Source organism: Paenibacillus sp. YAE3 (assembly GCF_057546105.1).
This window is the reverse complement of the sequence record NZ_BAAIYF010000011.1, coordinates 59091-72070: the sequence shown is the minus strand read 5'-3', so window position 1 is coordinate 72070 and position 12980 is coordinate 59091. Positions and strand designations below refer to the sequence as shown.

11 protein-coding genes are annotated in these 12980 nt (G+C 52.1%); 7 read left to right on the top strand and 4 right to left on the bottom strand.

All coding sequences use genetic code 11. From position 1 onward, the window contains the following. Window positions 1-82 precede the first annotated feature (82 nt). Window positions 83-1654 (bottom strand): response regulator, encoded by a 1572-nt coding sequence (locus tag AC27KL_RS20620; RefSeq protein ID WP_487170862.1) that lies wholly within the window; start codon window positions 1652-1654, stop codon window positions 83-85. Window positions 1655-1657: 3 nt separating this feature from the next. Then, window positions 1658-3403: a cache domain-containing sensor histidine kinase gene (locus tag AC27KL_RS20615; RefSeq protein WP_487170861.1), complete on the bottom strand. Its 1746-nt coding sequence runs from the start codon at window positions 3401-3403 to the stop codon at window positions 1658-1660. A 390-nt stretch (window positions 3404-3793) separates the two neighbouring features. Here AC27KL_RS20615 and AC27KL_RS20610 point away from each other — a divergent pair, with 390 nt between their 5' ends. The 3 genes from AC27KL_RS20610 (at window position 3794) to AC27KL_RS20600 (ending at window position 6369) form a co-directional block, all read left to right on the top strand. Then, entirely contained in the window at window positions 3794-4168 is a 375-nt protein-coding gene (locus AC27KL_RS20610; protein ID WP_487170860.1) for a hypothetical protein, read from the top strand. 178 nt (window positions 4169-4346) lie between these two features. Further along, entirely contained in the window at window positions 4347-4841 is a 495-nt protein-coding gene (locus AC27KL_RS20605) for a CYTH domain-containing protein (RefSeq protein WP_487170859.1), read from the top strand. A gap of 391 nt (window positions 4842-5232) precedes the next feature. After that, a complete protein-coding gene (locus AC27KL_RS20600; RefSeq protein ID WP_339325050.1) occupies window positions 5233-6369 on the top strand; it encodes a glycoside hydrolase family 88 protein in 1137 nt (378 codons plus the stop codon). An 83-nt stretch (window positions 6370-6452) separates the two neighbouring features. Here AC27KL_RS20600 and AC27KL_RS20595 read toward each other — a convergent pair whose 3' ends face one another. Further along, window positions 6453-7493: a chitosanase gene (locus AC27KL_RS20595; protein WP_487170858.1), complete on the bottom strand. Its 1041-nt coding sequence runs from the start codon at window positions 7491-7493 to the stop codon at window positions 6453-6455. 730 nt (window positions 7494-8223) lie between these two features. On the opposite strand from AC27KL_RS20595, the gene AC27KL_RS20590 reads away from it, so the two are divergent. From AC27KL_RS20590 to AC27KL_RS20580, 3 genes are all read left to right on the top strand, one after another. Further along, entirely contained in the window at window positions 8224-8727 is a 504-nt protein-coding gene (locus tag AC27KL_RS20590; RefSeq protein ID WP_487170857.1) for a hypothetical protein, read from the top strand. Window positions 8728-8825: 98 nt separating this feature from the next. Beyond that, the gene (locus tag AC27KL_RS20585) at window positions 8826-9509 is read left to right on the top strand and encodes a hypothetical protein (protein ID WP_487170856.1); all 684 of its coding nucleotides are present in this window, start codon (window positions 8826-8828) and stop codon (window positions 9507-9509) included. Between the two features lie 385 nt (window positions 9510-9894). Beyond that, on the top strand, window positions 9895-10764 hold the full coding sequence (locus AC27KL_RS20580; protein WP_339323617.1) for an EamA family transporter: 870 nt from the start codon (window positions 9895-9897) through the stop codon (window positions 10762-10764). Between the two features lie 161 nt (window positions 10765-10925). Here the strand turns inward: AC27KL_RS20580 and AC27KL_RS20575 are convergent, their stop codons facing one another. Then, window positions 10926-11876, bottom strand: coding sequence for a substrate-binding domain-containing protein (locus AC27KL_RS20575; protein ID WP_487170855.1), 951 nt, complete (start codon window positions 11874-11876; stop codon window positions 10926-10928). A gap of 253 nt (window positions 11877-12129) precedes the next feature. Between AC27KL_RS20575 and modA the strand changes: the two genes are divergently transcribed. Further along, window positions 12130-12978, top strand: a complete 849-nt coding sequence (gene modA, locus AC27KL_RS20570) for a molybdate ABC transporter substrate-binding protein (protein WP_487170854.1) — start codon at window positions 12130-12132, stop codon at window positions 12976-12978. Window positions 12979-12980: the final 2 nt, after the last annotated feature.

The following is a 12980-nucleotide window of genomic DNA, read 5'->3' as shown; positions in this document are numbered from 1 at the left end:
CATGCCGCTAGGGAAAAGAGGGCGGGACAGAGGCCGGACAGGTTGTATGTACAACTTATGCCCAGCCCGGTCCTTATACGGGTCATGCGTTGGCGCGGCCCCAATCCAAGGCAGCTTTGCGGATATACTCCGACGGCGTGCAGCCCACCTGTTTTTTGAACACTTGGCTGAAATATTGGGGATTGTCGCCGAAGCCGAGCCTTTCGGCCATTTCGAAGATTTTGACGTCCGGATCGGAGGCCATCAGCTCGGTTGCCCGCTGAATGCGGATCCGCATGACGTAATTGGAAAATTTCTCGCCGGTTTCTTTTTTGAACAGCTTGCCGAGATAATCGGCGTTCATGTAAAGCATTTCATGGGCGACCATGTTCAGGGACAACGCGGAGTTTCCCAGATGCTCCTCCACGATGTCGATCACCTTCCGGACGATGGCGTTATATTTGCACGCATTCCGTTCAGCGTTGCGGCGCGAAATCTCTTGGACTGCATGTTCGAGAAAAGAATGGATCGCCTGCAGCGATTCCATTTCGGCAATTTCGGGGATGCGTTTATACGCTTCGTCCATCCGTTCCGGATCGGCCAGCCGGATAAGGGAAGCGTACTGCCGGATCGCGTACGACTTGGCCATGTCGATGCCGAGCTGGGCGCGTTTCATTTCGGCGATGAACCCGGATAAGGCCTGCGCCGCTTCTTCGGCGCGGCCGGAGCGAACCGGAAGGATGAGCCGTTCTTCGTCGAAATCAAACTCCGCGTCTTGGCTGCCCGGGGAGAGTGCATCTTGTCTTGTAATGATGCCGCTTTCGTCCAGGTAAAACCGGTAATCCAGGCATCGCAGCGTTTCGCGGTACAGTCTTCTGGCCTGCGCCATGGGGCCGGGATCGCTGACGGCAATGGTGACGTTCGTTTTGTAGTAGAGGCGGAAGGTGCTGCGGACGTCTTGAAGGCTGCGGTAAAAAGACTCCTGATCCTGCGGATCGGCCATCAAAATCAGCACGTGGTCGCCGATCGTCGTGCTCAATAACGTCGTCTGCAGCACGTCTTCGGCTATGTTTTTGACGGCAAACCGGTGCTCGAAATCCGTTTCGCCCTCAAGCTGGCAGAGCAGAAGCCGGATCGGCTGATCGAAGGGATAAGGGAACAGCCCGCGGTATTCCTCCAGGTCGCGCGTTCCGTAGGTTTTGTTGGTGACGAATTCCTTGAGCACCTGTTCTTTCGCGTGGGGGATGACTTTCTCGAAACGCCGCCTCATGTCGCGGATGAACGTTTCCCTGCTTTGCTGCCGGTCGAGCTCTTCCGTGACTTCCCTGAGCGCTTCGGCTATTTTGACCTCGTCGGTCGGTTTCAGCAAATAATGCTTCACGCCGTATTGCATGGCGCGGTTCGCATATTCGAATTCCCCGTAACCGGAGAGCAGCACGAATTTGACGGCGGGATGGGTGCCGTGGGTTTTGGCGACCAGCTCCAGACCGTCCAGGCCCGGCATCCGGATGTCGCTGACGACGATATCCGGCGCCGCCTCGACGATTTTTTCGTAAGCCTGAATCCCGTTCTGCGCCGTTCCGATCAGCTCCGTCCGGAATGCGGACCAATCGACCATTTGGGAGATGCCGTCCAAAATAATCCTTTCGTCGTCTACCAGAAGAACCTTATACATTGCTTATCCCTCCAATTCTTTTGGCAACTTGATGATCACGCGGGTTCCTTGGCCGGGGGCGCTGTCGATGTCCACGCCGCACAGCTCCCCGAAGGCAAACCGGATCCGCTCGTCAATATTCAACAGCCCGATCCCGTTTCCTGCCGCAACGAGTTTTCCTTCCCGCAGCAGTTCGAGCGTTTCGGGAGGCATGCCCGGCCCGTCGTCCTCGACGATCAGGCAAAATGCATCCGCTTCGTACCGGCTGTAAATGGCGATGGTGCAGGTGTTCACCGAAGGCTCAAGCGCGTAGTGGATCGCGTTTTCGAGCAGCGGCTGCAGGGTCAGCTTCGGGATTTTGCGCGCATACTCCCGTTCCTCGAGCTCCATGCGGAAGGACAACCGGTCCTCGAACCGGAATTTCTGGATCGTCACGTAATTCCGTACCATCTCCAGTTCTTCCCCCAGCGTCAGGATCGGTTCCTTTAAGCTGACGGCGTTGCGCAGCAAAAAGGCCAGCGCCTGAACCATTTGCGAGATGCGGGTTTGCTTGTTGACCTTTGCCATCCAGTTGATGGATTCCAGCGTGTTGTACAGAAAGTGGGGATTGATTTGGGCCTGCAGCGCCTTGAATTCGGTCTCCTTGATGAGCAGCCTGCTGGCATAGTTTTCGGTAATGAGCGCGTTGATTCGTTCGACCATCAGGCGGAACGTCCGGTGCAGCAGTCCAAGCTCATCCATGGCCGGCGGCTCCTGATCCGAGGCCAGCACGTTCGCTTCGGCGAAATTTCCTTTTTCCGCAAGTTTCATGCGGGCGATCAAATTTTCAATCGGACGGGTCAGGCTGCGGGAGAAGCGGATTCCGCAAAGGATGGCCACGGCAAAAATAAGAATGAATACGATGACGACAAGCTCTTTGATAAACACGATTTGTTTGAAAATCCGGTTGAAAGGCGTGACGTTCAAGTAGGTCCATCCGGTATCCGCCGAACGGTTGTAAGCGACGAAATAGGTTTGATGATCGATTTCCTTGATAAAATACCCGGCTCCCGCGAAGAGGGCGTCCTGTAAGGCGGACGGGTCGAAATCGAGCCTGGAGGGGTAAATCACGACGGTGCCCGCCGTCATCATGAAGACGCCTTCCTCGGCCGCCAGCTCCTGGATGATCCGGTCCATGTTGATCCGCATAAATATCGTGCCGATTTCCTTCAGGTCAAACAGCGTTCCGGAGTAGGAGCGGATATCCCGCGACAGGATGAGGGCAGGGTCGGAAGCGTCGGGATAGGTCCACCGGGCTTCGCCTTTGGCCTCCGCGGCCAGCTTCAAGATGGAAGCCCGTTTGTCCGGGGCGATCGGAATGACGCTGCCGAGATCCTGCTGGGCCCCGCGGGCATCCACGACATGGATGGAATAGAGGGACGGCTCGGAACCGACGTAATTGAGCAGCCGGTCGACCAAGCGCTGGCGCAGGGTCAGGCGGTCGTAGTCGGAATCGCTGTCGGCGATGGAACGGAGCAGGGACTGGATTTGCGTGTCGGTCGCGACGCTGAAGGACAGCTGCTCGATCCGCTCCAGCTCCTTTTCGATCGCGGAGGAAGACAAATGCAGCACCTGCGAGGACTTTTGATACAGCTGCTCGTCATACACCGAAAAGGCGTACTGCAGGACAATCAGCGCAAAAGCGAACGTCGTCGCGACGATCAAAGCGATCAGCAGGGAAAGTTTGTTTTTGATCTTCATATGCTTGAATGAGACGAACCCTTTTTGCACGCGACTCCTCCCATGGCTGTGGAATTTAGTACACATTATGTCACTGTCATGTAAACGCTGTCAATATTAGGATGAACCTGACAAGGGGACTTTTTGAACAAGGAGGATGGTCTTGCGCCTTCCATTGGCTGCGGGTGCCGGGGATCATGGCATAAGGGTCAGCTTATGCGGAAAGGATGAATAAAGGAGGAGTGTCACGTGAGGAAAAGCGGAACTGCGGGCCGGGAGTTGAATATAATGAAGACATGAAGCGAATCGCTGCTTGATGTTTTATTTCGCGCCACCCGGATTTGACATAGCTAACTGTGTTTAGTATTATTACAGTAATCTTCTTTTTGTTATATACGCAGTTACAGTTTGTATACCAATTTAAGGTAAGGCGGTGGAAGAATGAAATTCGGAATTGGCGATTGGGTTCAAGGGAAGACGGTAGACGGAGAGTTTATTCACGGATATATCGAGACGCTGGATGCCCAGCAGGAGATCGTTCGAGTACGGGTCGTTCAATCGGATCATGAAGAAGCGGTCGGCAAAACGGTCGCGGTGCGCAGCTCGTGGCTGAAGCAGCTTCCGGCAGCCCCCCTTACAGACCGGCAGAATCTCGAAAGCTTGATCGACCTTGCCTTGTCCACGTGGGATGAAGCCTGGTTCGACGAACTGACGGGACTTCTGGAGGGCTTAAACAGCGAAGAAGAACAAGGCCAACAGCGTGCCCGGCTTCAAGGTTCCTTCCGGAACCGGCTCGGTTTGTTTGAAAATAAATGACGGCAAGGCCCGGATTTCCGGGTCTTTGTTTTTTTTAGGAACAGTTTCGCGGCTAAATGGCGCGGCATGGGCCGGGATTTGCGTCTGGACGAGCTTGTTCGTGCTCATTGTTCCTCGCCGGTCCCGCCCGTATAATGGATAGTACATGCACGAAAATGACATAACGGGAGGCAAACGGATGGCGCTTGAGATTGAACGCAAATTTTTGCTGCCGGAATTTCCGGCGGCGCTGCTGGATGAACAGGGGCTGCGGATCGAAAAGGAGCAGATGATCGAGCAGACGTACCTGGCGATCCATGAAGACCAGGAGCTGCGGGTTCGGAAAATCTCCGACGTGAAGACCGGCCTGACGGAATACACCCATACGTTCAAAAAGGGCCACGGCATTGCCCGGGAGGAAGTGGAGTATTCCATCTCCGCAGGGCTTTATGAGCAAATGATTGCCAAACACGGCGCGGTACCGCTGATCAAAAAGCGCACGACGGCCGCTTGGGGAAACCGCCTGATCGAAATCGACGAATACGGGCAAATCGAATTGCGGGTATTGGAAGTGGAATTCGATTCCGTAACGGAGGCGGAAAGTTTCGTTCCGCCGGCGTGGTTCGGCCAGGATATCAGCTCCGACAAAAGGTACAGCAACAAAAAGGTGTGGAAGCAGCTGCAAAACCGTTAAGGACAAAGCGGACGCGCGAAGAGGTACGGGGGCAGTTCGCTTGTTCACGGATATAAGGTATGGACAAATCCGCCGGCCAGTGCCTATGATCTTGATAAGCGCATTTCGGCGCGCACAGCAGCGCTATTTTACCTGCTTCAAGCAGCGTCCGCTTCTTGGGGCTTACCGGAAAACGGCGATTCGTTTACGCGGGTATCCACATGAACGAGGCAAAAGACGGGCGGCAAGCGCCCCTCTTCGCGCCCCGGCACATACAATTGAAAGCGCATACGGCAGCAATCTCCGCTTCCGATGAAGGAAATGGCCATGGTTTTTTCACGAGGATGAGGCCGAAAGCCGTGAAGGTTTGCTTCAAATCATGAATGAACTTGAAAAGGAGAATCAACGTACGATGTGGCAAAAAGCGATTGAAGATGCAGCGGGAAAAATCAAACGTAATGCGGTTCGCCATCCGGGGCTGTTCCCTCATATTGTCGGGCAAAGCGCAAACGGAGAGAAACGTTACGACTGGGGTGCGAACGAGGACTGGATCGAAGGGTTTTATACCGGGATGATGTGGCTTTGTTACGAATACGGCGGAGATGCATTTTTCCGTGAGTCGGCGGCGGCACAACTGGATCAATACCGCCACCGTCTGGAAAAGCATATCAGCCTCGACCATCATGACATCGGGTTTTTGTATTCCCTTTCCGCCGTGGCCCAGTGGCGCGTGCTGAAGGACGAGAAAGCCCGTGAGCTGGCGCTGCAGGCGGCGGATAAGCTGCTTCTGCGCTGGCGCCCGCGAATCGGGGCGATTCAGGCCTGGGGACCCGAAGGCGATCCGGAAAACGGGGGACGGATCATCATCGACTGCCTGCTGAACCTGCCGCTGTTGTATTGGGCCCATCTGCAGACGGGCGACGAAAAATATTACGATATCGCTTACCGCCACGCGCTCCTCAGCCGGCGTTTCCTCGTTCGCGGCGACGGCTCGTCGTACCATACGTTTTATTTCAACCAGGAAAACGGCAATGCCATCCGCGGCGGTACGCATCAAGGGTATCAGGACGGCTCGACGTGGACGCGGGGGCAAGCCTGGGGAATATACGGTTTTGCGTTGTCCTACCGGTACACGCGGGACGAGCGTTTTCTGGATACGTCCAAGCGCATGGCCCGATATTTTATCGAACATTTGCCGGAGGACGACGTGGCGTATTGGGATTTCGACGCGCCGGTCGAACCGGGAACGCCGCGCGACAGCTCCGCCTCGGCCATCGTGGCCTGCGGTTTGCTGGAGCTGCTTGAGCTGATGGACGAACACGATCCGCAGCGCGGATATTTCGCGGACGCTTTGCAGCGGATGATGGCGTCGCTTGTCGAAAACTACTCTACGATCGGCATGCCGGACGCGGAGGGTCTGCTGCAGCATGGCTCTTATCATGTCCGAGGCGGCATCGGCCCCGACGATTACATGATCTGGGGAGATTATTATTACCTGGAGGCGCTGGTAAGGATGTCGAAGGGGATTAAGGGATATTGGTACGAATAAGGCAGGATCTAACTTTGTAAAGACTTGTACTGAGAAAGCAGGGGCACCGTTCACGATGCCCGCTGCTTTTTCCGGTTTCCGGCTTACTTCAGCTCCCAATCGGTGACCTTTTGGATCGCCGCATCGGCATTTTTCAAATCGGTTTCGCCCATGTTCAGGAGCGCGCTCCATTGTTTGACGCGGTTTTTTCCGTTCGGCGGCTGGTTGTAGTCGTTCGTGTCCACGACTTTGGTGCGTTCGGCGTAAAATTTCGTCATAAACGTCTTTTCGTCCTTGCTGCTTCCCGAGCGGGACAGGATGCCTTGAAGGCTGCCGGAGTCGCCCGTGGCGCCTTGGTTAAGAGCGGTGTCGACGAAAGAGCCGATCGTCAGCGCCGAAGTGAAGCCGCGTTTTTTCGCCTGCTCGACGCTGTATTTGATGTATACGTTATAGAAGGTGCGCCACATCGCTTCCCGCCAGGCCGCGTCATTCTGCAGGCTGTTGATTTTTTTGACGAATTTGCTTTCGCTGTCCGAGATGACCAGGATGCCGTTTTTCATTTTGCCGTTGATGCCAAGACGCTTCAGGGCACCTTCGACGCTTGGATTGCTTGCGCCCTTGGCGCGGTCGTACTCTTTAAAAAGTTCGGGACCGTCCGGCCCTTCGTCGTTCGGCCCCCCGGTTGTCGCGCCGAAAATACCGATGGTATACCCGCGGTCATCTCCGATATCCTCGCAATATCCGTAATATTTCGTCCAGTTGAGGTCGTCCTGCTCCGGTTTGTTGACGAGCTTCATGATGTTGTCCCACTGCTCGCCGTCAAGGCCGGTGTTGGCTTTCAGAAATTGCAGCGTTTCCGGCGAAAAGTTGGCGTCATGGCTTCCCGCCGCAGCGGCGAAGGCTTGGACGTCCGCCTCGGAGGCTCCGGCCGAAGGGCTTGCGTTGAGTTCAGCATTGATATCCGTTTCCATGGGGATGGAGATCTCCGTCGGTTCAAGCTGCTCCGCATCCGAAACCTGCTCGTCGGCAAAAGCCTTCACCGGAACGGGGCCCGACATGGCGATCATGGAACCCAGCAGCGTAAAGCTGAGCAGAAATACGGTTAACTTTTTTCTTGCGGCGGCTTGTTTGTTTGCGTTGTTCATGGATTATCCCTCCAAAAGTGATGAATGGCAAAAACGGCGGTCGATTTTTTCGATAAAAGTAAAAACGCTTTAACTTTAGATGTATAAAAAACGACCACAGTAAAAAATAAATGCTTGGTGTCAATCCCTTCTTTCGGTTTTCTCTTAAAGTTTAAGCGATTAAACTTTTGGGTGGGAAAAGCATTCCATTTCTGATTCGCTGCTTCGAGGCTCCGGAGCCACGGGTCTTGATCCAGTGTCGTGTGGATGCAGCAAGAGCATACTTGAGATCGCGGCGGTCGAACAAGGGTCCTAACGACTATTTCGTTTAGCGGACTTCTGTGTAGATATTTTATCCTAATCGGGGATTTGACACGACAGGATACTGCATCGTTCGAGCAGAACCGTCTTCTGGCGCAAAATGAAGTCGAATTACCGCTTGTGCCTGATTATAGTTTTTCGGAAACGAAGTCGTTTTTTGGCTGCCGGCTGTGCGCTTCATTTGGCGTAGCCGGCAGGGTCTTTGCATTAAATCATACAACGTAAATAAACAAAAAAAGTTATGACAAAAAAGAAAAAAATAATTATCTTATTTACATTAAAACCATTTATATACATTTATTTTTGTGGTATATTTTCATTGGTTGGCCAACCGTCATTAATAAAAACTCTAAATCTAACTAAATTATATAATTGTCCATAATGAACGAGATTCTAGTTGAATTATCTACTTAAAATAGGAGGGAACATTATGAAAAAGCTCATTTCTTTACTTACAGTACTCTTTTTATTTGGTATGTTTTCTCAAGAAGTTTTTGCTGATTCTGCCAGTGACCAGGATGTGTGGACTTCTGAGAAATTAAGAATTCCAATTGAAATTATTCAAGATCAAAAGGATAGTCTCAGAACAGCAGCTGGAACTAAAATAGAAGGATATGTTGATTTTTGGGTGACTATTGCAGGACGTTTTGTTACCCCGCATTATGAAATTGAAGTTGATACTCCTCCGGATGCTTTTATTACTGGACTTGATCTTCTAGTGTATTATAGCGGAAATGAATTTAACAACGGAGATAAATACGATCCAATATATAGAGTAGCACTAGGCACTAAACATTTAGTTGGTAAAGGAGACCCCCACATTTATACCCAAGGTGGTTCATTTTCTGCTACAATAAGTGGCGAAGTACTAACAAATAAAGGTGTAGCAATGGTAGTTCCATCAAACAAATCAGTTTACTTTAAAATAGTTTAAAGTATGATTGTACTTATTTGTGAGAGTAACACAACAATGTGCCATTTGTTGTGTTACTCTTTTTACTAAATACTGCAGGTTGAAAGAAGGGATATTAAATGGAGTTATTTACTGAGGTACAAGCTAATCAAGTAATTGGTGATGTTCGGCGGCCTATATTAAGTCATACAGAAAAAAAACGGCCAAAAATCGATAAATTACCTGTAGATCCAGTAGATCACGAGCTAACAACCCTGGGGCTTTTTTTCACGGCACCTTATGTTTTAAATTATAGCAATACCCTTATCAGCTTACCTATCAAAAAAAAGACTGACTATAGAATTGTTGTTTCTGAGATTGCCCCGCATTTCGAGGATGTCCTAAAAATTTCTTATCCAAGTTTAACTTATATTAATATTGAAAAAATACGCAAGGAATCAAGGGAAACGTTTATAAAATCCTTATATAATAATGAACTTACCGACTTTCTGATTGATATCTATGGATCAGACTGCCAAGAGAAAATTATCACTAATTTTCCACAATACGATTCCCAAGTGTATAATGTTAATCTATCTTTAATTTCAAAAACATATAATCGAGAAGTAGAACTGGCTTGGAAGTTTATTAAATCAACGTATTTAAGCACACAGAACTTTTTTAATATAAGCCCCAAGGAGTGGATTTTTAACGATGATTTTCGAGAGCATGTATCTGTACAATCCTTAGCAGCAGTGTGTGAATCAATGTGGATTACAGTAAATACGAATTTAAATAAAATAACCCATTTAACAGTTTGTTGAATACCAACTCAGAGCTCTGTTGCCGAAATTAGCAACCAGCCCAAAGGGTGTCAGCAAGACAGCGTTTGAGGTGGCACTCATCATATGGTCCTTTGCTGTGGTCCTAACCGGAAAGTGATTTGTACTAGCTATGTGCTGGAACCCTGGGCGGCGTGTGTGACCTGCTGCAGGCTTGAAGAGATTTTGGCGGACAAGGGATAGGGCGATTTCTTTTGCGGCAAGGGTTTTCTGCCTTGACTGCGTTTCCGATATGGTGAAGAGGCAGGGAATTTATGGGCCTCCCGGCGAGTAAACGGCTTTAAAATCCATATGATATACAATTAAGGGTCAGATACATAAAGATCGGATCGGCGGCATCTTGGCATCAAAGGGGGACTGATCGGCAATGTGGATTGCCTTTGCATTTGGGGCGGCGCTGTTCGCCGGCATCACATCGATTCTTGCCAAAATCGGGATCCGCAACGTGGATTCTAACCTGGCTACCGCGCTGCGCACGTGGGTCGTTTTGATTTTCTCCTGGCTGATGGTTTTTGTGGTCGGGTCGCAGAACACGATCGCGGCTTTAAGCGGAAAAAGCTTGCTGTTTCTCCTGTTGTCCGGCCTGACGACGGGAGCTTCTTGGATCTGTTATTTCCGGGCGCTGCAGCTTGGGGACGTCAACAAGGTCACGCCGGTCGATAAATCGAGCAATGTGCTGACGATGATGTTGGCGTTTGTTTTTCTCGGCGAGCGGCTGACGTGGATCAATGCCATCGGGATGGTGGTCATCGCGGCCGGCACGTATATGATGATCCAGAAAAGCAAATCGGAAAAAGCGGCATCCGCTGTCCGCAGAAGCTGGCTGGTTTACGCCTGTTTATCCGCGTTATTCGCGGCATTGACCTCGATTTTGGGCAAAATCGGCATCGAGGGCGTGGAGTCCAACCTGGGGACGGCGATCCGGACGATCGTCGTGCTGTTGATGGCTTGGCTGATCGTGTTTGTCCAAAAAAAGCAGGGAGAGATCAAACGGATCGACCGCAAAAGCTGGCTGTTTATCACCCTGTCCGGGCTGGCGACGGGCCTGTCGTGGTTATGCTTTTACAAAGCGCTGCAGGACGGCCCGGCAAGCGTCGTCGTGCCGATCGACAAGCTCAGCATTTTGATCACGGTGCTGTTCGCCTTCGTTTTTCTGAAGGAAAAGCTGTCGCTGAAATCGACGGCCGGATTGGTGCTGCTGACGGCGGGAACGCTTTTGTTGCTGCTCAAAGGATAGCGAAATAACCCTGCAAAGCCGGGCCAATGGCTCTGAAGCAGATTCAGGTTCTTTGCGGGGGGGCCGAAGAATTTAAATTCTTATACTAAAAAGGAGCTGTCCCATAGGTCGATTTGGACCCAGGGCAGCTCCTTTTATTTATGGCCAAGCAGGGAAGGCGGTCACGTCTCGAACAAAACTTCCCCCGTGCGCGACAAGTCGTACCCCGCGATCGTTTGCAGCTCCTTCCGGAACTCCTCCGAACGCAAAATGTCCAGCAGCGCCCCGATCCATGCCCTGTTCTCCGGCTTTTTCAGCATCACCAGATCGTAGCGCTCCTGAATGAGCGGGATAAAATCCACCTGCCCGACGATCGCTGCGGCTTTTTCGATGCCGACGCCGACGTCGGCGTCGCCGGACGCAACCTTGGCCGCAACGCCGATATGGTTGGTCTGCTCCTCTTCATATCCATCGAGCTGCTCCGGCCGGATGCCGTGCAGGCGCAGCTGCTCGTCCAACAGAACGCGGGCGCCGGAACCTTTCTCTCGGTTTGCCATCCGCAGGCCGGGACGGGCCAGATCGGACCAGCCGGACAGCCCGCGCGGATTGCCTTTTTGCACGTAAAGCCCGGCGTTTCTCGACAGCAGGTTCACGACCATGTAGGAAGAGCCGACGAGCAGCTTGCGGATGTACGAAATGTTGTATTCCCCGGTATCGCCGTCCAGCAGATGGGTGCTGACGATGTCCGACTCCCCACGGTACATGGCGATCAGGCTGTCCAGGCTTCCGACGTAGGCGCGCAGCGGACGGACGCCGGGGATGCCTTTTTCCATATATTTGACCAAAATGTCGAGGCTGAGATCCTGTCCCGTCACGACCAGCGGGCGAACTCCGTTCATGGCCGGCGCGGCGGAAAGGGGAAGGCTGCCGGCCGCTTGGACGGGGACGGACGCCGTTCGGATGCCTTTGGCCCGCTGCTTGTAAGCTTCGAGATCCGCTGCGTCCACGCGCATCTGTTTGCCGACGCGGTAGGACGGAAGCTCACCTTTTTTGATCAGATCGTAAACGGTGAGCTTGGATATTTTCAGCATTTTGGCGATTTCTTCGGTGGTATAGGATATATCGCTTGACATGGAAATCCTCCTCGTTCAAAACAAACGCTCGTTTGGCAAAAGCCTTATGCTTCTTCTTCCATTGTAACATGCCGATTTTGCAAAAAGCCAAGAAACATACTGCTTCTTGATCATCAAGCGGAATGCGGCCCTACGGATTTGTTGTCCGATTGTGAAACATTTCTGAAATAGGTTTACAATGCGTGTAATGCCCAATATAATTTATATCAATTATAACTAATTATTATTAAATATAATGATCTGGAGTGCTGACATGCGAAAAATGTATCGAAACAGTATGGTTTGGTTTGTTTTTGCGCTGATCCTGGCGTTGGCGACAGGCTGCGGAAACGCGTCGAAAACGGATGCCAACCCTCAAGCAGCGTCAGGTTCGAACCCAGCGGCACCGAATGCGGAGCCGTTATCCCAAGCGGACTTGACGATTTCCGCGGCCGCAAGCATGACCGATGCGCTTGAGGAAATCAAGGCCGCCTACGAGAAGTCCCATCCCAACGTGGAGCTGAATTTCAATTTCGGCGGCTCCGGCGCGCTGCAAAAGCAAATCGAGCAGGGAGCCCCGGCAGACCTGTTCCTCTCCGCCGCGGTCAAAAACATGAAGCCGCTTGTCGAGCAGGGGCTTATGGCCGACGGCAAGGTGAAAACCCTTCTGAAAAACGAGCTGGTCGCCGTCGTGCCGGCGGATTCCGCGAGTCCGGTCGGCAGCATCGGAGACTTGGGCAAAGCTGAGGTTAAAAGGATCGCGATCGGCATCCCGGAAAGCGTTCCGGCAGGCAATTACGCCAAGGAAGCGCTGACGAACGCGAAGCTGTGGGAGCCGCTTCAGTCGAAGCTGGTCCAGGCCAAAGACGTGCGGCAGGTGCTTCAATACGTCGAAACGGGCAATGCCGACGCCGGGTTCGTCTATAAAACGGACGCGTTGTCTTCTTCGAAAATCAGCATCGCGTTTACGGTGGACCAGGCCTCCTATTCGGCGGTGGAATATCCGGTCGGGATCGTCAAAGCCACCAAACATGCGCGGGAAGCGGAAGATTTTTACGAATATTTGCAGTCGCAAGCTGCGCTTGACGTCTTTGTCAAATACGGCTTTTCCGTTCCGGAGTAAAA

Coding starts and splice junctions, on each gene's coding strand:
- AC27KL_RS20620 (WP_487170862.1), bottom strand. CDS start 1,654: ATGTATAAGGTTCTTCTGGTAGACGACGAAAGGATTATTTTGGACGGC.
- AC27KL_RS20610 (WP_487170860.1), top strand. CDS start 3,794: ATGAAATTCGGAATTGGCGATTGGGTTCAAGGGAAGACGGTAGACGGA.
- AC27KL_RS20605 (WP_487170859.1), top strand. CDS start 4,347: ATGGCGCTTGAGATTGAACGCAAATTTTTGCTGCCGGAATTTCCGGCG.
- AC27KL_RS20600 (WP_339325050.1), top strand. CDS start 5,233: ATGTGGCAAAAAGCGATTGAAGATGCAGCGGGAAAAATCAAACGTAAT.
- AC27KL_RS20595 (WP_487170858.1), bottom strand. CDS start 7,493: ATGAACAACGCAAACAAACAAGCCGCCGCAAGAAAAAAGTTAACCGTA.
- AC27KL_RS20590 (WP_487170857.1), top strand. CDS start 8,224: ATGAAAAAGCTCATTTCTTTACTTACAGTACTCTTTTTATTTGGTATG.
- AC27KL_RS20585 (WP_487170856.1), top strand. CDS start 8,826: ATGGAGTTATTTACTGAGGTACAAGCTAATCAAGTAATTGGTGATGTT.
- AC27KL_RS20580 (WP_339323617.1), top strand. CDS start 9,895: ATGTGGATTGCCTTTGCATTTGGGGCGGCGCTGTTCGCCGGCATCACA.
- AC27KL_RS20575 (WP_487170855.1), bottom strand. CDS start 11,876: ATGTCAAGCGATATATCCTATACCACCGAAGAAATCGCCAAAATGCTG.
- modA (WP_487170854.1), top strand. CDS start 12,130: ATGCGAAAAATGTATCGAAACAGTATGGTTTGGTTTGTTTTTGCGCTG.